General features: G+C 48.7%; 23 protein-coding genes. 13 read left to right on the forward strand and 10 right to left on the reverse strand.

Annotation, left to right across the window (positions count from 1 at the left end):
• The first annotated feature begins 204 nt into the window (after window positions 1–204).
• From BFC17_RS14985 to BFC17_RS15000, 4 genes are all read left to right on the forward strand, one after another.
• A complete protein-coding gene (locus tag BFC17_RS14985; RefSeq protein WP_070177311.1) occupies window positions 205–1,245 on the forward strand; it encodes an aromatic ring-hydroxylating oxygenase subunit alpha in 1,041 nt (346 codons plus the stop codon).
• Window positions 1,246–1,261: 16 nt separating this feature from the next.
• A complete protein-coding gene (locus BFC17_RS14990) occupies window positions 1,262–1,828 on the forward strand; it encodes a MarR family winged helix-turn-helix transcriptional regulator (protein WP_070177312.1) in 567 nt (188 codons plus the stop codon).
• Between the two features lie 36 nt (window positions 1,829–1,864).
• Window positions 1,865–2,740: a phytanoyl-CoA dioxygenase family protein gene (locus BFC17_RS14995; protein WP_070177313.1), complete on the forward strand. Its 876-nt coding sequence runs from the start codon at window positions 1,865–1,867 to the stop codon at window positions 2,738–2,740.
• Between the two features lie 161 nt (window positions 2,741–2,901).
• A complete protein-coding gene (locus BFC17_RS15000) occupies window positions 2,902–4,248 on the forward strand; it encodes an IS1182 family transposase (RefSeq protein ID WP_139142097.1) in 1,347 nt (448 codons plus the stop codon).
• A gap of 234 nt (window positions 4,249–4,482) precedes the next feature.
• Here the strand turns inward: BFC17_RS15000 and BFC17_RS15005 are convergent, their stop codons facing one another.
• Entirely contained in the window at window positions 4,483–5,346 is an 864-nt protein-coding gene (locus BFC17_RS15005) for a YicC/YloC family endoribonuclease (RefSeq protein ID WP_070177314.1), read from the reverse strand.
• 216 nt (window positions 5,347–5,562) lie between these two features.
• Between BFC17_RS15005 and rph the strand changes: the two genes are divergently transcribed.
• The 3 genes from rph to tusA are packed head-to-tail and all read left to right on the forward strand — an operon-like array spanning window position 5,563 to window position 7,173.
• Window positions 5,563–6,276 (forward strand): ribonuclease PH, encoded by a 714-nt coding sequence (gene rph, locus BFC17_RS15010; RefSeq protein WP_070177315.1) that lies wholly within the window; start codon window positions 5,563–5,565, stop codon window positions 6,274–6,276.
• Window positions 6,277–6,290: 14 nt separating this feature from the next.
• Window positions 6,291–6,932, forward strand: coding sequence for an orotate phosphoribosyltransferase (gene pyrE, locus BFC17_RS15015; RefSeq protein WP_070177316.1), 642 nt, complete (start codon window positions 6,291–6,293; stop codon window positions 6,930–6,932).
• Entirely contained in the window at window positions 6,922–7,173 is a 252-nt protein-coding gene (gene tusA / locus BFC17_RS15020; RefSeq protein ID WP_070177317.1) for a sulfurtransferase TusA, read from the forward strand. The genes pyrE and tusA overlap by 11 nt, the downstream gene beginning before the upstream one ends.
• On the opposite strand, the gene BFC17_RS22600 is transcribed toward tusA, so the two are convergent.
• The 4 genes from BFC17_RS22600 to BFC17_RS15035 form a co-directional block, all read right to left on the reverse strand.
• A complete protein-coding gene (locus tag BFC17_RS22600) occupies window positions 7,170–7,340 on the reverse strand; it encodes a hypothetical protein (RefSeq protein WP_175439580.1) in 171 nt (56 codons plus the stop codon). The two genes, tusA and BFC17_RS22600, sit on opposite strands and share 4 nt — an antisense overlap.
• 14 nt (window positions 7,341–7,354) lie before the next feature.
• The gene (locus BFC17_RS15025) at window positions 7,355–7,792 is read right to left on the reverse strand and encodes a PIN domain-containing protein (protein WP_070177318.1); all 438 of its coding nucleotides are present in this window, start codon (window positions 7,790–7,792) and stop codon (window positions 7,355–7,357) included.
• A 102-nt stretch (window positions 7,793–7,894) separates the two neighbouring features.
• A complete protein-coding gene (locus tag BFC17_RS15030; RefSeq protein ID WP_070177319.1) occupies window positions 7,895–8,416 on the reverse strand; it encodes a YqaA family protein in 522 nt (173 codons plus the stop codon).
• Between the two features lie 68 nt (window positions 8,417–8,484).
• Window positions 8,485–9,774, reverse strand: coding sequence for an amidohydrolase family protein (locus tag BFC17_RS15035; RefSeq protein ID WP_070177320.1), 1,290 nt, complete (start codon window positions 9,772–9,774; stop codon window positions 8,485–8,487).
• Window positions 9,775–9,901: 127 nt separating this feature from the next.
• Between BFC17_RS15035 and BFC17_RS15040 the strand changes: the two genes are divergently transcribed.
• Window positions 9,902–10,201, forward strand: a complete 300-nt coding sequence (locus BFC17_RS15040; RefSeq protein ID WP_070177321.1) for a DUF3566 domain-containing protein — start codon at window positions 9,902–9,904, stop codon at window positions 10,199–10,201.
• A 91-nt stretch (window positions 10,202–10,292) separates the two neighbouring features.
• Entirely contained in the window at window positions 10,293–11,291 is a 999-nt protein-coding gene (locus BFC17_RS15045; protein ID WP_070177322.1) for an LPP20 family lipoprotein, read from the forward strand.
• A gap of 71 nt (window positions 11,292–11,362) precedes the next feature.
• Here the strand turns inward: BFC17_RS15045 and BFC17_RS15050 are convergent, their stop codons facing one another.
• Genes BFC17_RS15050 through BFC17_RS15060 form a run of 3 tightly spaced genes read right to left on the reverse strand, consistent with a single transcriptional unit; the run spans window position 11,363 to window position 14,284 of the window.
• A complete protein-coding gene (locus BFC17_RS15050; protein ID WP_070177323.1) occupies window positions 11,363–12,199 on the reverse strand; it encodes a hypothetical protein in 837 nt (278 codons plus the stop codon).
• Window positions 12,200–12,213: 14 nt separating this feature from the next.
• Window positions 12,214–13,188: a hypothetical protein gene (locus tag BFC17_RS15055; RefSeq protein ID WP_070177324.1), complete on the reverse strand. Its 975-nt coding sequence runs from the start codon at window positions 13,186–13,188 to the stop codon at window positions 12,214–12,216.
• The gene (locus BFC17_RS15060) at window positions 13,178–14,284 is read right to left on the reverse strand and encodes a hypothetical protein (RefSeq protein ID WP_070177325.1); all 1,107 of its coding nucleotides are present in this window, start codon (window positions 14,282–14,284) and stop codon (window positions 13,178–13,180) included. Before BFC17_RS15060 ends, BFC17_RS15055 begins: the two co-directional genes overlap by 11 nt.
• Window positions 14,285–14,672: 388 nt before the next feature.
• Here BFC17_RS15060 and BFC17_RS15065 point away from each other — a divergent pair, with 388 nt between their 5' ends.
• The 3 genes from BFC17_RS15065 to BFC17_RS15075 are packed head-to-tail and all read left to right on the forward strand — an operon-like array spanning window position 14,673 to window position 20,192.
• Window positions 14,673–15,614, forward strand: a complete 942-nt coding sequence (locus tag BFC17_RS15065; RefSeq protein WP_217494037.1) for a cytochrome-c peroxidase — start codon at window positions 14,673–14,675, stop codon at window positions 15,612–15,614.
• Window positions 15,611–19,102 carry a response regulator gene (locus BFC17_RS15070; RefSeq protein WP_070177327.1) on the forward strand — a complete coding sequence of 1,164 codons (3,492 nt, stop codon included), beginning with the start codon at window positions 15,611–15,613 and terminating at the stop codon, window positions 19,100–19,102. Before BFC17_RS15065 ends, BFC17_RS15070 begins: the two co-directional genes overlap by 4 nt.
• The gene (locus tag BFC17_RS15075) at window positions 19,092–20,192 is read left to right on the forward strand and encodes a response regulator (protein WP_070177328.1); all 1,101 of its coding nucleotides are present in this window, start codon (window positions 19,092–19,094) and stop codon (window positions 20,190–20,192) included. Before BFC17_RS15070 ends, BFC17_RS15075 begins: the two co-directional genes overlap by 11 nt.
• Before the next feature lie 78 nt (window positions 20,193–20,270).
• Here BFC17_RS15075 and BFC17_RS15080 read toward each other — a convergent pair whose 3' ends face one another.
• Window positions 20,271–21,119 (reverse strand): DUF3014 domain-containing protein, encoded by an 849-nt coding sequence (locus BFC17_RS15080; RefSeq protein WP_070177329.1) that lies wholly within the window; start codon window positions 21,117–21,119, stop codon window positions 20,271–20,273.
• Between the two features lie 265 nt (window positions 21,120–21,384).
• On the opposite strand from BFC17_RS15080, the gene BFC17_RS15085 reads away from it, so the two are divergent.
• The gene (locus tag BFC17_RS15085) at window positions 21,385–21,693 is read left to right on the forward strand and encodes a DUF6482 family protein (protein ID WP_070177330.1); all 309 of its coding nucleotides are present in this window, start codon (window positions 21,385–21,387) and stop codon (window positions 21,691–21,693) included.
• Here the strand turns inward: BFC17_RS15085 and BFC17_RS15090 are convergent.
• The gene (locus BFC17_RS15090) at window positions 21,690–23,003 is read right to left on the reverse strand and encodes an ABC1 kinase family protein (protein ID WP_070177331.1); all 1,314 of its coding nucleotides are present in this window, start codon (window positions 23,001–23,003) and stop codon (window positions 21,690–21,692) included. The two genes, BFC17_RS15085 and BFC17_RS15090, sit on opposite strands and share 4 nt — an antisense overlap.
• Window positions 23,004–23,007: the final 4 nt, after the last annotated feature.

Genomic DNA, 23,007 nt, shown 5'->3' on the forward strand with positions numbered 1-23,007 from the left:
CGGGGTTTTTTGTTGTGTATGCACTGGATACTTTGTAATGAGGCCGTGCATTTTTAATTTTTCTGTTCCACCACATCAGCAATCGCTTCCCTGCTAATTTTCCGCACCGATTAAACTGTCCACTCTAAGGCTAAATTTCAGTTGGTTAATATGCCTGGCGTATAGTATGGTTACCATATTAAATTGTTTTCGGCAGGTAGTTATATGTTTCTGGAAGATTGCTGGTACGTTGGAGCCTGGAGTCACGAAGTAAAGAACGAAAAAATTGTCGGGGTGAAGATCCTAAATCAGCCAGTAGCACTCTATCGGTTAGCTGATGGCACGCTAAGGGCTATTGCAGACCGCTGCCCACACCGTTTTGCGCCTTTATCAATGGGGTGTGTGGAAGGCCAGTCGATCAGATGTATGTACCATGGCCTTAAATTTGACAGTCAGGGTAATTGTCAGGAAATTCCCGGTGGTGGCCCCTTACATGCAATAAAACCAGCGCGCGTGTATCCGGTAACAGAACAGGATGGCTGGATATGGGTATGGATGGGCTTGCCTGAATTAGCGGATAAAGCGCTGGTACCCAGTGCTTTCGGTCTCGATAACCCGGCTTTTTACATGCGATCTGCACAACTTGATTACGCAGCCAACTATATGCTGATCAATGACAATCTTTGTGATTTATCGCATGTGGACTTTGTTCATGCCAAAACGTTGGGGTGGGCAACGGGCGGCGGCTGGTCAACGACCAATCCTGATATCAGCAAGATTGACAGAGGGATCAGAATTCAGCGCTGGTTTGTTTCACAGCCTACCAGTCCTACCAATCCTACGCCGGTGGACACCTGGAACGCTTATGATTTCCTCGCACCGGGTGTATTTGTTATGGAAAGCAAATCCTATAAACAGGGCACGGCTGCCGCCTGTGATTTTAAAGAGCCAACGGGTGAGCCACAGACATACCGGGTAGAGCAACAGGCGGTAACTCCCATCTCCGAGAACGAAACTCGTTATTTTTACGCGACGGGTTTTGATTCGAGAATGCCTGAGAAATTACTCGAGGGTATTTTTAAGATTGTGATGGATGCCTTTGCTGAGGATAAGACGATTATTGAAGCTCAGCAGAAGATAATCGAATCCACTCCGGATGATATGGACAGATCGTTTATCCCCCACGACCGGGCACTAACCCGGTTCAGGCGGATGATGGAGCATCTTAAAAGTAAGCAACAGCGTTATAGCTCCGATGACAGTTAACAACGGAGTACGTCATATGCAATCAAATGCTAAAGCCTTTTCCACAAAATCAAAGTCAGGCTTTCCTGATGATAACGCTATATCCGGGTTGATGAGTCATATCGGCGTGAAGCTTGCCTCAACAGCTAGCGTCTATGTTGATCTTTACCGGCAGCGTCTGCGCCAGATAAACCTTACGCCAAGCCGCGTGCTGGCTTTATCCATTATCTATGAAAACCCCGGTCTTGTTCAGAAAAGTCTCGCTGAAGCACTGGGGGTGAATCAGGCATCTGTTATGGCAGTGATAAATAAACTGCAGGCGGCGGGGTTCGTAAAGCGCGTTGAAGGCGATGATAAACGCAGCAAAGCGGTGTATATCACCGCGATGGGGGAAACTAACTTTAATCGATCACTGACGATTGAACAGGAGCTATCAGGGGAGATTCTTGGGGATTTTACCCAGGCTGAGCAGACTCAGTTCGCCACCATGCTGGACAAAATTCGGGTCAGGTGTGAACAACAGGAAATCGCCACGCTCCCGGAAGACATATCACAACCCGGTAACGACGCCTGCAGTTCGTCCGAGACCACATTAGTCCGATAAAAAATATTACTAACACAATTCATTAAGGAGCTTTTCGTGACTGACATTACGACTGAAATATTGGCAAAGGCAGCTCAGGAATATGCAGAGTATGGTGCAACCGTTTTACGGCAGGTAATCCCCCTGGCGGAGGTGGATCGTTTAGGAAGTGCGGTTGATGCCATGATGAATAAAGGTGAAAAAGGTAATGATGATCGCTCCAGCGGGGGCAGATTTTTTCGCGATATTTACACAACACTCTATAGCCCGGAGTTTAATCACTTTGTGACGTCCTCAGGACTGGCGGCAATTGCCGGCAGCGTAATGCGCTCACAGCAAGTTCACTTTTTCTATGATCAGCTCTTAGTGAAAGAGCCTTCGACGCCGGCAGCCACGCCCTGGCATCAGGATCTGCCTTACTGGCCGGCTTCGGGTGAGAATATTATTTCGACCTGGGTTCCTATGGATCCAGCAACACCTGAATCGGGAGTGGTGACCTATGTAAAGGGCTCTCACCGTTGGAATAAGTTTTTCCCTACCCAGCCATTTACTGCCGGCCCTGATGATGACCTGGCTAAGAGTTGGCAGCCTGGCTCATCGTTCGACAGACCGGACGGGCCTGGCAAGATGACGCTAAAAGACGTTCGTGACCATCCCGAACATTATGAATTCTTATCGTGGTCGGTAGAGCCGGGTGATGTAATTTTGCACCATCCTCTGATTGTACATGGCGCGCCGGGCAACCAGTCTACAAACCAGCGTCGCAGAGCCCTTGCGTTGCGATGGTTTGGTGATGACGCCCGTTGGGATGTCAGTCGACCCAACTTTATGAAGGCGATGTGTAAACGGGATAACCTACCCTACCCCGAATTGGACCAGGGGCAAAAAATCACTTCATGTCCGCCGTTCTTTCCTCTCGTGTGGGAAGCTTAGGATTAACATGGGCGGGACCGGGAATTACTGGTCAGCATGTCGTAAAATGGCTTAACAATAAAAAAGCCGCTTAATAAAGCGGCCACAGACTGTTGAAAAAGCCCTAGACGGAAGTCTGGGGCTTTGATCTAATAGGCATAGTGAAATTCGGAGTGTTCACCATGCTTACCCCAAAGTCCCCACAACAATACGAGTTTGAAACCGTTTATATCAATGAACTAGTGCCAGAAGACCACTTGGTTCGTTTAATTGATATGGCGATAGATTTCGAGTTCATCCGCGATGAAGTTGCTCATCTTTATTGTCAGAATAATGGAAGACCAGCCGTTGACCCCGTACGATTCTTTAAAATCCTGTTTCTCGGTTATCTTTTTGGTATTAGTAGCGAGCGTCGCCTAATCAAAGAGATACAGGTAAACGTTGCATATCGCTGGTTCTTAGGTATGGGCCTGACCGAAGAGGTTATTCATCATTCTACGCTGAGCCAAAACCGGATTAAGCGCTTTAAAGATAGCGATATCTATCAGGTTATCTTCGACAACATTGTTCGTCAGGCTATGAAGCAAGGACTCATTGGGGGAAAGAGTTTGTTTGCGGATAGCACGCACTTGAAAGCTAACGCCAATAAGAAACGCTTCGATATAAAGGACTTGAAGGTCACGCCATCAGCGTACGTTGAACAGCTTAATGAAGCCGTTATTAAAGACAGGGAGATAGAGGGAAAAAAGCCCCTGAAGTGTAAGGCGGAAACGCCTTGCACTAAGCCCACGAAGGTTAGCCGTACTGACCCTGACAGCGGCTTTATGGTGCGTGATGAAAAGCCCAAAGGCTTCTTCTACCTTGACCACCGGATTGTAGATGGCCGTCATGGCATTATCATTGATACCCATGCCACACCTGGCAATGTGCATGATAGTCAGCCCATTATTAAGCGAATCGACAGAGCCAGAGAGACCTTCAAGCTCAACCATGTTGCCATCGGCTTGGATGCAGGCTACTTCACGGCCTCGGTGTGTCATCATCTGGAAGAGCGGCAGTTAATTGGAGTGATGGGCTATCGCCGCCCGACTAAAAAGAAGGGCTACTTCGCTAAACGGGAGTATGTGTACGACACAGAATCGGATACGTACACCTGTCCTCAAGGTCAGGTAATTGCTTACAACACCACTAACCGCGAAGGTTACCGTCAATATCACTCGGATGCGAAACAATGCAAAGACTGCCCCGTCAGGTCACAGTGTACAAACAGTAAAAACCATACCAAGGTCATAACCCGGCATGTCTGGCAAGCCAGTGTAGAACGCGCCAATGAAGTACGATTAAGCGAATGGGGAAAGAAACAATACCGAAGGCGGGCTGAGACCGTTGAACGCAGCTTCGCGGATGCCAAACAACACCACGGACACCGATACTGCCGCTATCGTGGGCTCAATAATGTCTCGATGCAGTGTCTGCTCGCCGCTGCTTGTCAGAATATGAAGAAAATGGCCTTAGCCAAGGCCAAGTAAGCCAATAGCCCCTCGAAAATACTACTTAAATCGTCGTCTGAGCCTACAACCGGCTACTACAACAGCTAAAATAAATCACCTAAAAAACGACTTACCCATAAAACTGAAAAAATACTGCGATCGCAGCCTTCGGCTGCTCAAAAAATAAACCCCACCAAAAATGGAGGGGTTTATCATCAGTCTGAAGCCGCTTAATAAAGCGGCCAGTATGAATCTATTGATGCAAGCGAAATGCTATTCAATATTCTGGATCTGCTCGCGCATCTGCTCGATAAGCACTTTAAGTTCTACCGCAGATTGGGTGATCTCTGTGCTGATAGATTTAGAGCCCAGTGTATTCGACTCGCGGTTGAATTCCTGCATCATGAAATCCAGACGACGGCCACAGGCGCCGCCTTTTTTGAGGATTTTACGGGTTTCACCTACGTGAGAGTTAAGGCGGTCCAGTTCTTCTGCTACATCGACTTTCTGTGCCAGCAGGATCATTTCCTGTTCAACACGGGCTGCGTCCAGTTCCAGCTTCGCTTCTTCAAAACGGGTTAGCAGTCTTTCACGTTGCCAGTTAAGAATTTCCGGCATGCGCTCTGCGACTTTGCCAGCTTCAACTTCAATGGCATCCAGACGTTGTTCAATCAGGGCTTTCAGGTTATCCCCTTCTGCACCTCGGGCGGCGATAAAGTCGTCCATTGCCTGATCAAGGCCTGCCAGTACATCGGCCTGGATCGTATCCATATCGGCTTCTTCGGCCGCAATTACACCGGGCCATTTCAGCACGTCCAGTGGATTTACACCGGTTGACTGGCCGTGAGATTGCACCCAGTCGGCAGCATGCAATACTTGCTTGGCCAGCTCTTCATTAAGGGTAAGTTTGGTAACGGCCGCATCATTAGCGGTAAACCGCAGGGCACATTCAACTTTTCCGCGCTGCAGGCGTTTTCTGAAGCGGTCGCGCAGGATAGGTTCTAATCCGCGAAATTGCTCAGGTAAGCGAAAATATGTTTCCAGGTAGCGCTGGTTTACCGAGCGTATTTCCCATACCGCTGTGCCCCAGTCTTTTTTCACTTCGCAGCGTGCGAAAGCCGTCATGCTATAAATCATTGTCTTGTCCGTCGGCATATTGATTGCGTGTTTATACGCCTATCATACTACAGTCAGCACGGGAACCCTATGCCTTTGCAACGCCCGCTCTCAAACCTGCGTTCCACATGAAACATCTGTGCTGCCTGCGGCGATTCAACGTTCAACTTATTGCACTAAGTACGTTATACTACAGCCGATAAATTTATGCTTAATACTGAATCTCAGGAGATCACCATGCGCCCAAGTGGCCGAACTGCCAGCCAAATCCGTCCTGTCACCATTACCCGTAACTTTACCTGTCATGCGGAAGGTTCCGTACTGGTTGAGTTTGGTAACACCAAAGTGTTGTGTAATGCCACGGTAGAAGAAGGTGTACCACGTTTTATGAAAGGCCAGGGTAAAGGCTGGATCACGGCGGAATACAGCATGTTGCCGCGTTCTACCCATACTCGTTCACAACGTGAAGCTGCGCGTGGAAAGCAAGGTGGTCGTACTCTGGAAATCCAGCGTCTTATTGCTCGCTCATTGCGCGCTGCGGTCGACCTTAAACTGCTGGGCGAAAATACCATTACCTTCGATTGTGATGTAATTCAGGCCGACGGTGGTACACGTACTGCGTCGATCACTGGTGCTTGTGTAGCACTGGTTGATGCACTGACCTACATGCGCAACAAGGGCATTATCAAGGCTAACCCGCTTAAGCATATGATTGCTGCACTTTCAGTAGGTATATACGAAGGTACACCGATTGCTGACCTTGAATATATCGAAGATTCAGCGGCTGAAACCGATATGAACGTGGTAATGACCGAAACCGGTAAGCTGATCGAAGTTCAGGGCACCGCTGAAGGCGAGCCTTTCACTTTTGATGAAATGCACGAACTGCTGGATATTGCCAAGCACGGTTTGCGCGAACTGTTTGATATCCAAAAAGCCGCATTAAACTAAGTTTCGGAGATCCCATGAAAGCATTCCAACAAGCGTTTATTGAGTTCGCGATTGCCCGTGGCGTTCTTAAGTTTGGTGAGTTTACGTTAAAGTCTGGCCGTAAGAGCCCCTATTTCTTTAACGCCGGCCTGTTTAATCGTGGTGGCGATCTGGCTAAATTGGGTCGCTACTATGCCGATGCCTTAACCGATGCCGGAATCGATTTTGATGTGCTGTTTGGCCCTGCCTATAAAGGTATTCCGATTGCCACCACCACGGCAGTGGCACTGGCTGATCATCATGATCAGGATGTTCCCTACTGCTTTAACCGCAAAGAAGCCAAGGATCACGGCGAAGGTGGCAATCTGGTAGGCAGTCCGCTGGAAGGTAAAGTCATGCTGGTAGACGACGTGATCACTGCCGGTACGGCTATCCGTGAATCCATGTCGCTGATCGAAGCTAATAACGCGTCTCTGGCCGGTGTGCTGATTGCACTGGACCGCCAGGAGCGTGGAACCGGTGAATTGTCTGCTATTCAGGAAGTAGAGCGTGACTATAACACTCAGGTAGTGTCGATTGTTACGCTAAACGATGTAGTGACTTACCTTCAGTCTGTGGGTGGTCATGACGACGCGATTGCCGCTATCGAAAAATACCGGGAAAACTATGGCATCTGAGCCAGAGTGGGAAAGCGCAGATCATCAGTTAGACGCGCTGGGTCTGCGTTGCCCGGAGCCGGTGATGATGGTGCGCATGCACATGCGTAAACTGCAGGATGGCCAGACCCTGTGTATCACCGCCGATGATCCGGCAACGGTAAGGGACATCCCCAGTTTCTGTCGTTTTATGCAGCACACATTGCTGGCTTCACAAACCGATGAACTGCCCTATCGTTACCTGCTAAAAAAAGGCGTTTAAGCTTCTGATACTGCCTGTAGCACCAGTTGTTGCAGGCAGTGCTTATGTTCCAGCGTACTGCTGTGAATATCACTAAGATGAATTTTTTGCCCCCGTAACAGCTGTTTGAGCACAGATACCCTTACCTGAACGTTTAAAAACTCTGGCTGTGGCTGAGTAACTTTCATTCTTTCTCTCCCTGTTAATGCAGATGTGCAGAAGTGGGTAACACCTCGGCGTAACCTAACCATTCCTTTAGCTGCTGAATGGTAAAAAGTAATGAAGGTTCAGAGGCGTACATTGGCATTAACGCATTTAGCTGGTGTTGAGTATCGGTCAGTACATACTGGCGCAGTTCGGTTTGATCCTCGCTACAGTGATTAACCGCCATCGCTGTGGCAGCGTAGCTCACCAGATCCTGATGATACAAAGCGGACTGATTCTCCGGTGCGCGCAAACTCAACAAAATTGAGTGAGCAATCTCCCAGGCCTGAGTATAAAGCTTGCGGGCGCGCGATATCTGGCCTTTACGGCGCAGTTGCAGCGCCTCAGCTTTTAGCGTTTGACGCTTTATGCGGGCCTGCTCGGGGTGCAGTTGTAACCATTTTCGGTAAACCGGGCAAAGTAATGAATTACGCATATCAACGATCTCCTCGGTGTGTTGATGCGAGCATAATGTGAGCATGTTCATTACTAAGTTAATCTAAATGAGAATTATTATCAATAAAGAGTTGGCAGAATCTTAACTGAATACCAGCCACAGACCCGCCACTACCGCAGTAATCCCAAGCATGGCTTTGGTTTTATAGCGGCGAATAAGGTGTTCGGCCTTATTACCAAAGATTTTTACCACCACGGCCAAACCAAAATAGCGTAACGAACGGGCTATCACGGTCGCCAGCAGAAACAGCCAGACAGAGTACTTGGTAGCACCGGCTGCCAGCATGGCTATCTGAAAAGGAACCGGTACAATGCCAAGGGTTAATACAAACCAGAAACCCTGGGCTTCCATCTTGTTGGTGACGGTTTCAAATTGTTGCTCAGAGCCAAACCAGGCGATCAGATCGTGGCCGATGGCATCAAACAAAAAGTAACCAATGGCGTAGCCAAACAGTGCGCCGGCAATACAGCCGAGTGTAGACATCAGTGCGAGCAACCAAAGCTTCTCGCGTCTGGCCTGCATTAACGGGATGAGCACCGCTTCCAGTGGAATGGGCACTATGGTGGATTCAAAAAACGAGGCAATCGTAATGCTGCGCAGCATATGCTTCGACTCTACGAATGCCTTGGTTTTACGTTTTAATGTGTTTTTTATCAAGGGATAAAACTCCCCTATTGTTTGTAAATTTTTCCGCCTTTCATGACAAACTGCACATTCTCCAGAATCGTAATATCGTCAAGCGGATTGCCCTTAACCGCAACGATGTCCGCGAATTTACCGGCTTCCAGGGTACCGACTTCATTTTCAATACCCAACATGGTGGCTGCATTTATCGTGGCGGCTTGTATAGCTTTTGCAGGGGGCATGCCAGCCTCAACCATTAAGCCAAATTCCTGGGCGTTGTCGCCGTGCGCTGATACCCCACTGTCGGTGCCAAAAGCTATGTTTACGCCGGCTTTGTAGGCTTTGCCAAAGGTCGATTTAATCAGCGGTCCAATGGCGGCCGCTTTGGGGCGAACAATCTCCGGGAAGTAGCCATCTATTTTGGCTTTTTCAGCCACAAATTCGCCAGCCAGAATGGTTGGCACGTAGTAGGTACCATGCTTTTTCATCAGCTTCATGACCTCATTGTCCATGTAGGTGCCGTGCTCAATAGATGTCACGCCCGCCTTAATGGCTCTGATCATTCCCTCTTTACCATGGGCATGAACCGCTACCGTCATTCCGTAGTCTTTGGCCGTTTGCACCACGCCATCGAGCTCGTCTGGCATAAACTGGGGATTCTGACCGCTTTTGGCCACGCTCAACACGCCACCTGTTGCCGTAATTTTGATGGCATCTGCACCATCCTGGTAACGTTGTCTGACCGCTTCGCGGGCTTCTGCTTCACCATTAATTACGCCGCTTTCAGGCCCGGTATCTGGCCGCAGTAGCTTTGCAAGACCGTTACTGGGATCGGCATGTCCACCGGTGGTGGCAATGGATTTTGCTGCGGTGTAAATGCGCGGGCCCACAGCCATCCCTTTACTGATGGCGTTACGCAGGGCAACCGTTTCGTTGTAGCTGTCGCCCAGATTTCTGACCGTGGTAAATCCGGCCTGCAATGTTTTTTCTGCGTAATAGGCGGCTGCTAATGCGTAGTCTGCCTCGTTCTGGGTGTAGCGTTTCAGATAAGAGGCGGTGCCGCTTTGTTGCGAGCTTAAATGCACATGCATATCCATAAAGCCCGGCATTATTACTGCGTCTTTTAAATCTACCAGCGTGTCTTCTGCGCCAGCCTTGATATACCCCTTATCAACGTGGGTAATTTTGTCATCTTCTATTGTCAGGGATACCGGACCGGTTAATTTGTCGTCGGTGCCGGTAAAAGCGTTGCCTGCATGGATTATCGTTGCTGCGTGTAAAACACTTACTGGTAGCAGAACGGTTCCCATCAGGATTGATTTAACCAATTTCTTCATTACTATTTGCTCTTGTTGTTGTGAAGTTTTCTCACTTTATGCCATGCCCGGTACTTTTACAAAGTCGACGGCGAAAGGCCCTGCAACAACATCGAGGAATCACCTATAACTAACAAGGAAATACATCATGCAACAACGACTAACCAAACTTTCCCCTCATTCCGTAGCGCTACACATGGCATTGGTTTTTGCCGTGATTTCGCTTGTATTTATGCTGCCGTTTACTTTTTTAATGTCTGCAATGGCACCCAATATGCCTGACGACGCAGGGATGCCGTTTGCTGCATCGGGTGTCCTGGCCTTCGTTATGCCCATTATCTATTTTATCTTTACCTATATTTTTAGTTTTATTATGGCGCTGCTGTATAACCTGTTGGCTAAAATGACCGGCGGTGTAAAAGTCACACTGGAATCGTCGTCAGACTAAGTCGGGATCGGGATGTTCATTATGAGGGTTTGCTGATATATTCAGATTGATTGTTTTTTGAACTAATCTATCAGCAGGAGGCGACCACAACATGATATGGACAACGAAGGACGTTCAGCAGCTCTGGTCAGGCTATCTGGCATTAACCTGTGTATTAATTGTGCTGTCCACCAGTGCACATGCTCAGATGCCCGGCTGGGTACAGAAAAGCACTCAGGATACCGACGCTCACATGTATGGTATCGGTTCTGGTAACTCGTTGGAGCAGGCCAAAAATATGGCTCTGGCCGAGCTGGCTGGCAAGGTAAACAGCCAGGTTCAACAGCTGTTTCAAATGCAGGAACAAGCGGTTAATGACGATTATTCCAGTGAGATGTCGCTGGATACCCGGGTCGAAGTAGGCGCGACAGATTTAAAGTATTTTTATGTAAATCAGACGGAACAGTCAGGCAGTGTGTACTGGGTTGAGCTGGTGCTAGATAAAACCAAAATGGCTAACGATCTGAAAGCACAGTTTGAAGTGGAGCATGGCACCCTAACTTCGCAAATGCAGGCGTTGCTCAATCAGTCGGCGTTTATGCAGTTTTTGCAGGCTAATGAAGCTGCCACCAGCATTACCCGGTTAAAGCGCCTGATCATGCAGGTCAAATACTACTCCCCCGCCTTTTCGACCTCTCAGTATGTGCAGCAATACAACCAGTATTTAAAGCAACTGCAACAAGCCACCGCGGCTAACCAGGTTTTTCTGAATGACCAGCAAGCCGACACGCTGGTGGCCAAGGAGTTTCGTAACTGGTTATCCAAACAAGGGGTAAACCTGGCTCCCAGCAAATCAGCCAAAACGGATGTCATTGAGCTGACCACCACAGTAGATGCTTATCAGGATAAGCGCGATGCTTACATTGCCGAGTTGCAAACCACAGTAAACGTGAGTTCAACGGCGTTTGGTGAAATTGGCCACGCGACATTTCAAACCAAGGGACGGGATTATAAAAGAGAGTCTCAGGCGCTGGATAAAGCCGTAAAGGCGTTTAAATTAAAAATTCAGCGTAAGGACCCGGCTAAGTTACTCAATATCAAAGTGTATTAATCGGGCAAAAAAAAGACCGTGGACGTGCCACGGTCGTTACTCAGATTAGTTGTACAAACTCAGGCTAACTATTAGTCCCAACTTATTGCCTCATTAAATTCTTCTGTGGCGTCTGGCTCGAGTTTCAGGTCCTGGGATTGCGCGTATTCAATAAAGTACTTTGCGGTAGCAACGAGCTTGGGTAAGTGTTCTGGTAAACCTTCCAGCACATCCTGCAAGGTGCCCGTTGCGGCAGCATAGTCACCTCCTTTACTCACACTGTCTACCAGGCCGCCCATGGAAAAGCCGCCGGAAGATTTTTTCTTTTCCTTTTGGGCATCTTTTTCGGCCACTTCCATCAGGTTGTCGGCATCTTCTTTAATCACGTAGGTTTTATAGGTTCCTAACAGGTAGGTTGAGGCGCCGAGTACAAATGACTTTTGCTGAGCGGGTTCAATTAACTTTGTTTGCAGAGTTTTTGCCCGAATCTCCGCACTGGCACCATCGGCATACTCACGGTGCTTTTCTATTTCCTTTTCACTCAGGCTGGTGCCCGAAGTAAGAATTTCCCGCTCTTTTAACAGCTCTTCTTTAGCACTTTTCAGGTCGAGGGATTCGGCCAGACAAATATTAGCCTGGTTAACGGCTAAGGCTGCCAGTATGTAGGAGGTCATTACCTGATCAGAGGCCTTTTTGATGTTTTTACCGTCGCCGCTCAGCGGCAGGTATTTCACCAAAAAATCAGCCATGTCCATGTAACTTAAATCAGCGCAGTTATCTTTGGTCAGAAAGGCTTCTTTGGCCCAGGGGGCGGCTTTTTTGTCATCGTCAGAGAACAAGCCTCCAAACTGGGCATTGGCGTTAAAGCTTGCCACTGCGCTTAACAACAACGATGCCGTAACTAACTGGCGAAAACGAAAAACAGTCATGCTTTATTTCCTTATTAGATTGATTTAGAACTGAGTTGTCCAATGAGCCCGGCAGCCATTTTTTCAGCTGCGAGTTTGAGTGCATTGTTTTTAGCAACAATAGGGGTGGGGCCAAGGCCGATGTATTGCACCGGTCCAACCGAAGCTACAGCGGCTCCGCGGCGTTTGATGGCAAGAATTTTGGCGGTTACGGAAACCGGTACCTGGTATAAACCACTCACATCATCAGTGCTGTGTTCGTCAACGTCCAGTGTGCCTATGGCCAGGTACTGCACAGGATCCAGCAGGCCCCTTAAGCCACGAATGGCGTCGCGCTTGGTTGCTGGGGTCAGGTCGTCGCCCTGTTCGTAGTCCATAATAAAATTATTAACGTCCAGCTGGCCTTCGGTTTCTTCTTCCAGCAGCGCCGCGTCTATTACGTAGTAGTTAGCCGCCGAAAAAACCGCGCCAACGGCTGAATCTACTTCGTTAGTGGTAGTGGCTTGCCAGGTATTTTCCCCGCGCTGAAAGTCGCCACTTTGGGTGTCTTTCGCTTCTATGCGTGAAGCCAGTTCCCGGGCCACAAAAACAAAGGTAATGTACTGATCCTCGTTGCTGGGCGCGGCTTGACCCCGGCCTGCTTCGGTGAGTTTGGCCAGCAGTTTTGACTCGTTAATGCTGACCCGCATAACCACCCGGAACAGATTGTCGTCTTTATTTTCTTTCTTTGAGATAACGGTCGACTGTAACAGGTAGTCGTCTATGTTGGCGCTAATGTCGTCTTTAATCAGCGCAAAATTAGGCAACTGGTATTGCTGGGTTTTTGCCAGCCAGGTTTCAACCGCTTTTAGCTTGGCTTCTGCGTAAGCGGCTGCACGCTCGTCGTCATCCAGCCAGCCTGAATAGGGGTACTCTACAACACCTTTGTATTCGGCACTAGTGGCAGGAAAAGCCGAAAATACAATAATGAATATCAGCCATAATTTAGCGGTTAGGTTGCTACATTTCATTAAACTGTTCGCTCCATGCGGTAAAAGTCTGGTAGGTTTTTCGCTTTTGCTGGGTGTGGGTGTCGAACCATTTTTTCTCTGGCGCCTTTAACTGATGCGCAATATCCAGCAGTAGCATTTCGAGGGCATCTTCATAACCGGGCCAGTCGGTTTCTGAACTTTGGTTCTTACTCACCAGCATAGGCACGGCATAATGAAAATAATCGTTTATCAGCAGGTCGGTATCCGTGGCTTCACGGGCGTTTAACAGCACCCGGGCGGCGTAAAGATTTTTATTGGTTTTTTTCATGACCTTAAAGTTGGTAACAGTGAGATCAAAGACATAGTCTGGCTCGGGTAAAGCCAACTGATAAACATCACCATTAGACATGCGCCCGGACATTTTATTACCGATGGCATAACCCTTGGTGTAGGGCACCATATTGAGCCTGGCATTTTGCGCGAGCTGAGCCGTAAAGTACTGGCCAAAGGTCTGGCTTAACGGATTTACTGCCAGCGATGGCGGGAGCAGCGGTGCGGCTTTGTCGCCAAAAGATAATGTATCAACCTTAAACCGCAGGGCATCTTCTTCAGGTAAGTGGGATTCCAGGATCCTGTCCCGGGCAATGGTAAACAGATTGATATCGCTATTGTCTGGCTGATAAAGCGCTTTTACATTGGTTTCTTTCGCAAGTGCCAGGTCGTCGTAAACACTAACTACATCGTTGCGCGCTATGTCCAGGGGAATACTGGCTATCAGTCGCATAGACTGAAAATCAAAAAACAGAATCTGCGCACTGATTTCGGCCACCAGTTTGTAGTAGTCGGGAAACTTATCCACGCTAACCGTCTCTCTCTCGATGGCTAGTGTCATAGCAATGGCTGGTCCGGACTCGTAGTCTCCCTTCTCGCCGGCAGCAATCTTATAAGGCAGGCCTGCAGTTTGCTCCAGCATTGTGCGAAATGCTTTGTCTAGTGGTGCCGCTTGTCCTTTCCCGGGCGAAACATTGATGCTGGTAACTACCGGATAGTTAGCTTTGGCATGCTTCGCCTCGCCGAGATAGGAGAGGCCCGCAAAGTAGATAGTTGGCTGAGCCAGTAGCTCGCCAGGCTGCATTAAACAAAGAGTTGCTATAACCCTTAAGAGCCACAAAGGTGATTTTATTGCGAGTACTTTTACTCCGGGAAAGGTTGCGAAAAACAGTGGTTGTATGAGGTTAACACTAATAATCGTGTTCCGCATTGGACTCTCCCTGTTCAGTGGCGGTGTATATTACATAACTAATATGTCAGACAAATCGAGCTAGTACAATATTTGATCAGTATTAATTTTGAACAGTCAGTGCGTAAATGCAGGTTGGTAGAATTGGACTAAATTAGCCTTTAGTTTAGTGGCGATAACGTGAACAGAGACTATTTTTAGAAAGAGAAATATTTATTTGCCCTGGTGCTATAGGATATTACCGATTCGCTTCACGTGCAGCTCGATCATCCCCTTATGCTTGTTGTTTTTTGTCTCGTCCTCTTATGGGGAGGGGGGGGCGTATAGCGGATTTCTGTCGTCTGAACCCATTATCCCTATTCCGTTAGTTCATCAGCAGAACCCGCTGAAGGCAAATATTGGTAAACTATTATACAACGATCCCCGCCTGTCGGCAGACAACACCGTCTCATGTGCCAGCTGCCACCGACTTGAACTTGGGGGAACCGACAGATTAGCTACCTCTATTGGTGTTAAGGGAGCTAAAGGACCCGTTAATGCGCCAACGGTGTTTAACAGCGCGTTTAACTTTTTATTTTTCTGGGATGGTCGGGCGGCTTCGCTGGAAGCGCAAATTGATGGGCCAATCCACAACCAACATGAAATGGCCAGCTCCTGGCCAGAAATTCTGGATAAGTTAAAGGCAGATAAAGACCTGCTGCTTGCCATACAACAAGCTTATGCCGAACCGCTGTCTGAGCAGGTTATCAAGGATGCTATCGCCTCTTACGAGAAAACCTTAATCACACCAAACAGCCCTTTCGATCGTTATCTGCGGGGGGATTTAGCGGCGCTTGGACAACGGGCAAAACGGGGCTATAAACTGTTCAAATCTTATGGCTGTTCCTCGTGCCACCAGGGCGTAAATGTAGGTGGCAACATGTTTGAGAGAATGGGCGTGGTCAGGGATTATTTTAGCGAACGAGGTAACTTAACCCGCGCAGATTATGGTCGCTACAATGTTACGGGCAAAGAAGAGCATAAATTTGAGTTTAAAGTGCCCTCGCTACGAAATATCGCCGAGACTGCGCCTTATTTCCACGATGGTTCGGCGCAGTCGCTGGAAGCTGCGGTTGAAGTCATGGCTTATTATCAGCTTGGTCGAAAAATCCCACCAGCCGATCAGCAGGCTATCGTCGCTTTTTTACATTCGCTAACGGGTGAATTACCGGAAGATGCAAAATGAAGCGCGGACTGCACACACTGGATAAAACATCCGGGCTGATTGTGGCGGGTTTACTGGCCGCAATGTTGTTGTTGGCATTTTTATATTCTCGTAGCCAATTGGCCGACACCGAAAAACACAGTGAGATTGTCGGCGTCATTTCTGAACTGAGAGAGCTGGAGGCAGAGTTTCAGCGTGCACTGATTGTTACCCGCTATGGCCTGGTTGGCAGTTATGACGAGCTGGTTTATACCAATAAGCGCCTGTTTCAACAAAGCGAACAGTTGCAAGTGACTCTGGGTGAAAGAGCGTGGTTTGCCGACATCAAAAAGCCAACCGAACGCTACCTTGCATTATTAATGGCGCAGCGCGAATCTTTGGAAGACTTTAAGTCTCACAATGCCGTGTTAAAAAACTCCCTGCAGTATCTGCCAACGGCGGTAGACAATTTTACGGCTACGTTGGATAAGGTTGAACAACAAGACCTGATTGAATCATTGCATCGGTTGGTTCGCCTTATCCTGCAGTTAAATCTGTCATCCGATCCTCAGACTGTCGATGCGACCAGACAACAGATGGTTTTAGTTAACTCGCAGCTGAAAAACAGTGGTGATTTTGATCAGGAAGCATTACGGCTGGTATTAAGGCATGCAGAGCTGGTGGAAGAATATAAAGCTGAAGTGGATGAGTTGGTGCAGATTGCGTTTAACGTACCTACCGAAGCAGCGCTGCGAGATTTGTTTAATCAGTATTTAAAGCTGTACCACGGCATAGAGCGAAGGGCCAGCTACTATCGCGGGCTAACTATTTTACTGGCAGCTTTACTGACGCTGGCTCTGGCGTTTTACATGTTTCGCATCACCCGGGTGTCGGCAACCCTCAAACAAACCATCGAGCAGCTTAATTTTCAGAAGTTTGCCCTCGACCAGCACGCCATTGTGAGTATTACCGACAAACGGGGCAATATTACTTATGCCAATCAGCGTTTTTGTGATTTAAGTAAATATACTCACGAAGAACTGATGGGACAAAATCACCGTCTGGTTAGAAGTCCGGATACGCCCGATGAGCTGTTTATTGATCTGTGGTCAACTATTCGGGCCGGTAAGGTGTGGCGTGGAGACATTAAAAACCGGGCAAAGGATGGCAGTGTTTACTGGGTGGCCTCCACCATTGTGCCCTTTTTGGATAAGCAGCAACGTCCTTTTCAGTATGTCTCTATTCGCACGGATATCACGCAGCGTAAACAAATGGAGAAAGAGGTCATTGCGGCAAACCGTGCTAAAAGTGACTTTTTAGCCAATATGAGTCACGAAATACGAACGCCAATGAATGCGGTAATTGGCTTAAGTCACCTGGCGTTAAAGACACCGCTAAATGACAAACAAAAAGACTACCTTGAAAAAATTCAGACGTCAGCCACCGCTCTGCTGAGCATACTGAACGATATCCTCGATTTTTCAAAGATTGAGGCTGGCAAGCTCAATATAGAACACATTGAGTTTAGTTTGCAGGATGTGGTTAACCAGGTTTTCGCCATGAACTGTTTGCGCGCTGAGGAAAAGGGGCTCGAAGTTTTATTTTATTGTGATGCCAGGGTGCCGCAACGGCTTATCGGCGATCCGCTCAGGCTTAATCAAATCCTCACCAACCTGATCAGTAATGCGATCAAATTTACTGAACAAGGCGAGATTGTGTTGCGGGTCGAGGTGACTCACCAGGAAGATAATCAGGCCACGTTAACATTTAGTGTTAAAGATACCGGTATTGGTCTGTCTGAACAGCAGCAATCCCGGCTTTTTGAGTCGTTTTCTCAGGCGGATAGCTCCACAACCCGAAAATTTGGCGGCACGGGGCTGGGTCTGGCCATTTGCAAAAAGCTGGTTACGGCCATGCAGGGCTGCATTGGTGTTAGCAGCGAAACAGGTCGTGGTAGCGAATTTTTCTTTAGCATACCTTTTGAGCGCACGGCGACGGTTGCTCAGGCTAAAAATGAAATCTCCCTGTTGCGAGGCAAACGGGCACTCATTGTTGATGATACCGAGTCAGCTCGTAACATCATCACCGAAGCATTACAAAGTTTGGGCATGCAGGTAAGTGCAACCGACTCGGGTGAGCAAGCCCTGCAGTTACTTGAGTCTGCGTCAGCGCCTTTTGATTTTGCCATTGTCGACTGGCAGATGCCGGGGCTCGATGGGATAGAAACCCTGCATCAGCTTAGGGCCGTTCAGGCGCATCACAAGCACCCGCTCCACTGCGTGTTAGTCACCGCCTATAGCCGCGAAGATGCACTGGCACAGATTGCGCAGCATCAGTTAACCGATATCGCCATTCTGGCTAAGCCACTTTCAAGCATAGCGCTGGCCGATCAGTTACTGTCATTTTATGCTTCAGCAAGCTCTGCTACACATTCTGATTTGCCAGTTTCAGTTAATGCTCCGGATGATATCCAGCATTTGCTGGGTACCAGAGTACTGCTGGTGGAGGATAACCCGATTAATCAGCAGGTAGCCAACGAACTGCTCGAAGCATACGGTATTGAGGTTATGATTGCCGGCAACGGTGTAGAAGCGCTAACTCTTTTAAAGCAGCATAAGATCGATTTAGTTTTACTGGACATTGATATGCCTGTCATGGATGGCTTTGAAACTATCGGGCATATCCGGGCTAACATGATGTGGCAGGATTTACCCGTTATTGCCATGACTGCGCATGCTCAGGAAAGCATTCGCGATAAGTGTTTGCAGCTGGGGATGAACGAACATATCGCCAAACCCTTTGACGAAAATGCCCTGTTTACGTTGCTGACAAAGTGGTTGTCATCCGCGGCGCTGGAATCACGGCATATGACTGATGTTCCGGCTGGCACAGAGCCGGACTGCGTAAATTTAGACGGCGTCGATACGTGTGCCGGATTACGCTCAGTCAGAGGAAATCGTAAGTTATATCGTTCGTTATTAGGTCAGTTTAAAGATAATTATAGCGATATGGATAACACTCTGGCCCGTGTGATGGATCAGGCTGATCTGGACACAACCAGGCGATATCTGCATACATTGCGTTCAGTAGCGGCTGCTATCGGTGCTACAGAGCTTGCCGACGTCGCCGGTGAGTTTGAACAACATGTCGTTAAAGATAGCGAACCAGCGGCGTTATTTACCTGCCTCAGTAAATTCAGTATCGCCCTTAATGTGGTACTAACCTCAATCGAACAGGTGCTGGATGTGGCCCGCGAGGCTGAGCCTCAGGGAGTTACTGGCAAGTCTGTGGATTATACGCAATTACCAGATCTCCTTGCGCGACTGGAAATGCTGCTTAATGAAGCGGACCTGGACGCGGCGGAGCAACTGCCTTTACTTAAACCATTCATTACTTCAGTGTCACAAAAGGCGGCATTTAGTGCACTGACTAAAGCCATTAATTCCTTCGATTTTGATGACGCGCTGCAATATCTGCACACGTTGAAATTATCCCTGGGAACCAGCAAGGAGCTTTCTAATGAAGAATAAACCTACGGTGCTGATCGTTGATGATGAATCAATGAACATTAATATTCTTATGGATTTACTAAAATCTGATTACCGTCTGATTGCCGCCAAAGACGGTACGCAGGCGTTACAACGTGTGTCGCAAAGCACGCCGGATCTGATTTTACTGGATATCATGATGCCCGGAATGGATGGCTACAGCGTTTGTGAACGTCTAAAGGCGAGTCCGGATACCCGGGATATTCCAGTGATCTTTATTTCTGCCATGGGAGAGGTGCAGGATGAAACCCGGGGATTTGAAGTCGGTGCTGTGGACTACATTACCAAGCCTTTTTCGCCGCCTGTGGTGCTGGCCCGGGTAAGTACCCATATTCAGCTGTGTCAGGCGCAAAAGGCAATGAAAGCGCACAATCAGCAGTTGGAAGAGCAGGTTCAATTGCGCACCAGAGAGCTGGCAATAACCCAGGATGTCACCATTCACAGTCTTGCCTCTCTGGCGGAAACCCGTGATAACGAAACGGGCAACCACATACGCCGTACGCAGTATTACGTTAAGGCTTTGGCTGAGTACTTACAGCTGCAGGGCCCCTATGCCAAAGAGCTACCCCAGGGCGTGGTCGAGCCTTTGTTTAAGTCAGCGCCGTTGCATGATATTGGTAAAGTGGGGATCCCAGACGCTATCTTGCTAAAGCCAGGTAAACTGGATCATAACGAGTTTGATGTCATGAAAACCCATACTACACTGGGCCGCGATGCCATTGCCAAAGCTGAAGCTGAACTACAGGATGTGGGTGATGAGGACGTTTCCAAGACCTCTTTTTTGCGACTCGCCCGGGAGATTGCTTATAGCCATCATGAAAAGTGGGATGGCAGTGGCTACCCCGAGGGCCTCAGCGGCGTGGATATTCCGTTATCGGCACGATTAATGGCTGTGGCCGATGTTTATGACGCGCTGATCAGTCGCCGGGTTTACAAAGAGCCCATGACACATGAGCAGGCCCGAACCATTATTCTTGACGGCAGAGGCTCGCATTTTGATCCGGTGATTGTTGATGCATTTATTGTTCTGGAGCCTGAATTTCAGGCTATTGCTGCTCGCTATCAGGATTAAGCACTGACACTTATCATAAGCCAGAAACAGCAAAGCCACCTTTTTGGTGGCTTTGTTTTAACAGTGTAAAGGTAATCTTTACTGCGCCATCAGGCTGTCTCTGAGTTCACGCAGTTTGGCCTTGATGCGGCGCATATTATCCGGACCAGTTCGCAGCAGTTGTTTCTGCGGGGCGGATAAGTTTTCCAGGCGGTCATCAGCATACTTGTACATAACCGAGTCGGTGTAAACCTCTACCGGCATTTTCACTTCCGGGGTATCCAGTAAGGTATCAATGGCTTCAATCAGCACTTCACTGAAGGGTTGGTCCGGGTCTCCGATTTCAGCATATTTGGCCTGAATCTCTTCTTCGTAAGTGCTGTACAGCTCGATTAAATCTTCATTGCTCATCGATTCCAGCGCGTCAACATAAGGGGTATAACGCTTATAGCTGGCCGAATCAATCCACTCGCGATTAGCCTGGGTGTAAACCCTGAAATCTTGATCCGGCGGTGTCAGCAAACGGTGATTGGGCGCCATCTCGTTATTGGCCAGATTAGTGGTTGAGACCACAAAGCGTTGTAACAGGCCGTCATTTACCAGCAATCGACTTAAGGTCGGAGAGGTGGCTATGGCTTCTAACGCGGTTTTAATGGCAGTATCACTGATATCCAGCGGCTCGGGTTCTGCAACGGGCTCAGGCATCGGCTCAATTTCCTGATCCGGATCGATTTCTACCGGTTCAGGCGGTGGTGTGGCCTCAAATGTATCGGTGGGCTCTGGTTCAATCGGCTCAGGTTGGGCAACCGCAGGCGTTACGGGTTCAGTGACCGGCTGTGGCTCAGGCGCTGATGAGGGCCACAATAAAACGACCAGTAGCACTACAACTATTACACCACCGACAATGGCGTAAGGTAACCAGGATCGTTGCTCAGAATTTTCGCTCATATTTGTCTACCTTGATCATTGGCTGCGGATTTCCATACTATCAGAGTTAATGACAATCCGGTGAAAATCAATGCGCAATTGCAAATCTTTTCAATTTTTGAAAACTGACTTACCACTCCTATCATTATTGAATACAGGACTTAGCGGCAAGAGTAAACCGTTAACAGGTACGATTTTATAGATGATTTAGTGCCCGATCGGTTCACATCATCTTTTCTTCGGACTTTTTCGTATCAACGCTAATGCCATTAAATCGGGAGTTGTCATGTACAAGTTTTTGAGTAGCGAAATCGAAAATACACCGCTGGACATTGAGAACCTGGAGGTGCAGTCATTTGAAATGAATGTTTATCTGGTGCAACTGACCATCGACGGAAAAACTGGTTTGGTTTATAACGCCAAGGATCAGCCGATGCGCTTTTTCAGTGCCGGGCACATCCGGGAATTTTTTGCCCATTGCAAGGTTGGTAATTCATTTATGACCCACGACACCCCCTACGATGAGATGATTGGTAATCCGCCTAAGGCCGGGCATTCCATGGCCTTGCCATTCAGTATGGATTTACCTTACTAGAGCCATTTGCTGGCCGCGTCACGCAAATCCACCTGGGTGTTTAAACGTTTGGCCAGCAGATATAACCCACCGAGTTTGCGGTGAATAAACACCGCATCGATAGGCGGTACATGCCAGAAATCCTGCTCAAAGCTCAGTGCCATTCCAGCCTGTTGCAAACGGCTCAGCAAATCGCTGGCACCAAAGTCATAAGGTCCGTCATTATACAAAGCTTCGCAGGCGAGTCGGCCCATGGCGAGCACGCTGGCCTGCTGCGTTTCGCTATGGCTTTCCTGCATCAGGCCAATGCTCAGTGCTGCCTCTGCCACGCCGGGCATATCATCTGTGGCCATGGCACGCAGTAGCTGTAAATAGCCAGCGGAGATCGCGGCAGGTATCTCCCGGCAGGCACCAAAATCCAGCAGCGCAATCTGCTCTGTCTCCGGCATATAGCGGTAGTTGGCCATGTTCGGGTCGCTTTGGATAAGCCTGAAAGTAAACACTTCATCAAAGAACAAGCGGAAAAGCTCGGTCATTAGTGCGTTACGTTGCGCCTGTGGCTGGTCGGCCAGCGCTTCCACCGGCACACTGTTCAGGTGTGTCATCGCCAGCACTTTGTCGGTACTCAATGCGGTGTAGACCTCAGTAACCACAAAACAGGGGTAGCCTGCGCAGGCAGTTTGATAGCGGCTCATCATCAGCGCTTCGCGCTGGTAATTCGCTTCGTCATGCAATTGCAGTTTGGCCTCCGAGAGCAACGGTTTAAGATCGAATGAGCCGGGCAACAAGCCGGATAATTTAATGATGCTGGCGACGTTGTCTACATCGCTGTCGATGCTATTACCAATGCCGGGATATTGCACTTTAACCGCCAGGGTCTGGCCATCCATGGTAATGACTTTGTGTACCTGGCCAATAGAGGCGGCCGCAATTGGTGCATAGGAAAAATACAGCAGTTTGTCGTTCCAGCCTGCTCCCCAGGCGTCATCCAGCACCTGCTGGAGCTGCGCTTTAGGCATGGGATCGGCGTCTTCCCGCAGGCGGGCTAAAATGGCACTGAGTTCTGGCGGGAGCAGTTCGCCGCTGTCCATTGAGATTAGCTGACCAAGTTTCATGGCTGCACCGCGTAATGATGCTAGCTGAGTGGTAATGCGCTGGATGTTTTTGGGCGTGAGCACCAGGTCTGATAACACTGGCCGCTCGCCGGAGAGTAATTTAGTGGCGCCATTGGTGATCACCGAACCGGCAATTTTGGTGGCCAGAGAACCTATCCGCGAGAGCCGGGCAATGCGGGAACTGGGAACAGGCTTACTTTTCGGTGTTTGGCTCATATCG

It is taken from the genome of Marisediminitalea lipolytica (genome assembly GCF_001758465.1).
In the GTDB taxonomy this organism is placed as follows: Bacteria; Pseudomonadota; Gammaproteobacteria; order Enterobacterales; family Alteromonadaceae; genus Alteromonas; species Alteromonas lipolytica.

Bases quoted from the DNA above. Each gene is read 5' to 3' on its own strand.
- BFC17_RS14985 (WP_070177311.1), top strand. From the start codon at position 205: ATGTTTCTGGAAGATTGCTGGTACGTTGGAGCCTGGAGTCACGAAGTA.
- BFC17_RS14990 (WP_070177312.1), top strand. From the start codon at position 1,262: ATGCAATCAAATGCTAAAGCCTTTTCCACAAAATCAAAGTCAGGCTTT.
- BFC17_RS15000 (WP_139142097.1), top strand. From the start codon at position 2,902: ATGCTTACCCCAAAGTCCCCACAACAATACGAGTTTGAAACCGTTTAT.
- BFC17_RS15005 (WP_070177314.1), bottom strand. From the start codon at position 5,346: ATGATTTATAGCATGACGGCTTTCGCACGCTGCGAAGTGAAAAAAGAC.
- rph (WP_070177315.1), top strand. From the start codon at position 5,563: ATGCGCCCAAGTGGCCGAACTGCCAGCCAAATCCGTCCTGTCACCATT.
- pyrE (WP_070177316.1), top strand. From the start codon at position 6,291: ATGAAAGCATTCCAACAAGCGTTTATTGAGTTCGCGATTGCCCGTGGC.
- tusA (WP_070177317.1), top strand. From the start codon at position 6,922: ATGGCATCTGAGCCAGAGTGGGAAAGCGCAGATCATCAGTTAGACGCG.
- BFC17_RS22600 (WP_175439580.1), bottom strand. From the start codon at position 7,340: ATGAAAGTTACTCAGCCACAGCCAGAGTTTTTAAACGTTCAGGTAAGG.
- BFC17_RS15025 (WP_070177318.1), bottom strand. From the start codon at position 7,792: ATGCGTAATTCATTACTTTGCCCGGTTTACCGAAAATGGTTACAACTG.
- BFC17_RS15030 (WP_070177319.1), bottom strand. From the start codon at position 8,416: ATGCTGCGCAGCATTACGATTGCCTCGTTTTTTGAATCCACCATAGTG.
- BFC17_RS15035 (WP_070177320.1), bottom strand. From the start codon at position 9,774: ATGAAGAAATTGGTTAAATCAATCCTGATGGGAACCGTTCTGCTACCA.
- BFC17_RS15040 (WP_070177321.1), top strand. From the start codon at position 9,902: ATGCAACAACGACTAACCAAACTTTCCCCTCATTCCGTAGCGCTACAC.
- BFC17_RS15045 (WP_070177322.1), top strand. From the start codon at position 10,293: ATGATATGGACAACGAAGGACGTTCAGCAGCTCTGGTCAGGCTATCTG.
- BFC17_RS15050 (WP_070177323.1), bottom strand. From the start codon at position 12,199: ATGACTGTTTTTCGTTTTCGCCAGTTAGTTACGGCATCGTTGTTGTTA.
- BFC17_RS15055 (WP_070177324.1), bottom strand. From the start codon at position 13,188: ATGAAATGTAGCAACCTAACCGCTAAATTATGGCTGATATTCATTATT.
- BFC17_RS15060 (WP_070177325.1), bottom strand. From the start codon at position 14,284: ATGCAGCCTGGCGAGCTACTGGCTCAGCCAACTATCTACTTTGCGGGC.
- BFC17_RS15070 (WP_070177327.1), top strand. From the start codon at position 15,611: ATGAAGCGCGGACTGCACACACTGGATAAAACATCCGGGCTGATTGTG.
- BFC17_RS15075 (WP_070177328.1), top strand. From the start codon at position 19,092: ATGAAGAATAAACCTACGGTGCTGATCGTTGATGATGAATCAATGAAC.
- BFC17_RS15080 (WP_070177329.1), bottom strand. From the start codon at position 21,119: ATGAGCGAAAATTCTGAGCAACGATCCTGGTTACCTTACGCCATTGTC.
- BFC17_RS15085 (WP_070177330.1), top strand. From the start codon at position 21,385: ATGTACAAGTTTTTGAGTAGCGAAATCGAAAATACACCGCTGGACATT.
- BFC17_RS15090 (WP_070177331.1), bottom strand. From the start codon at position 23,003: ATGAGCCAAACACCGAAAAGTAAGCCTGTTCCCAGTTCCCGCATTGCC.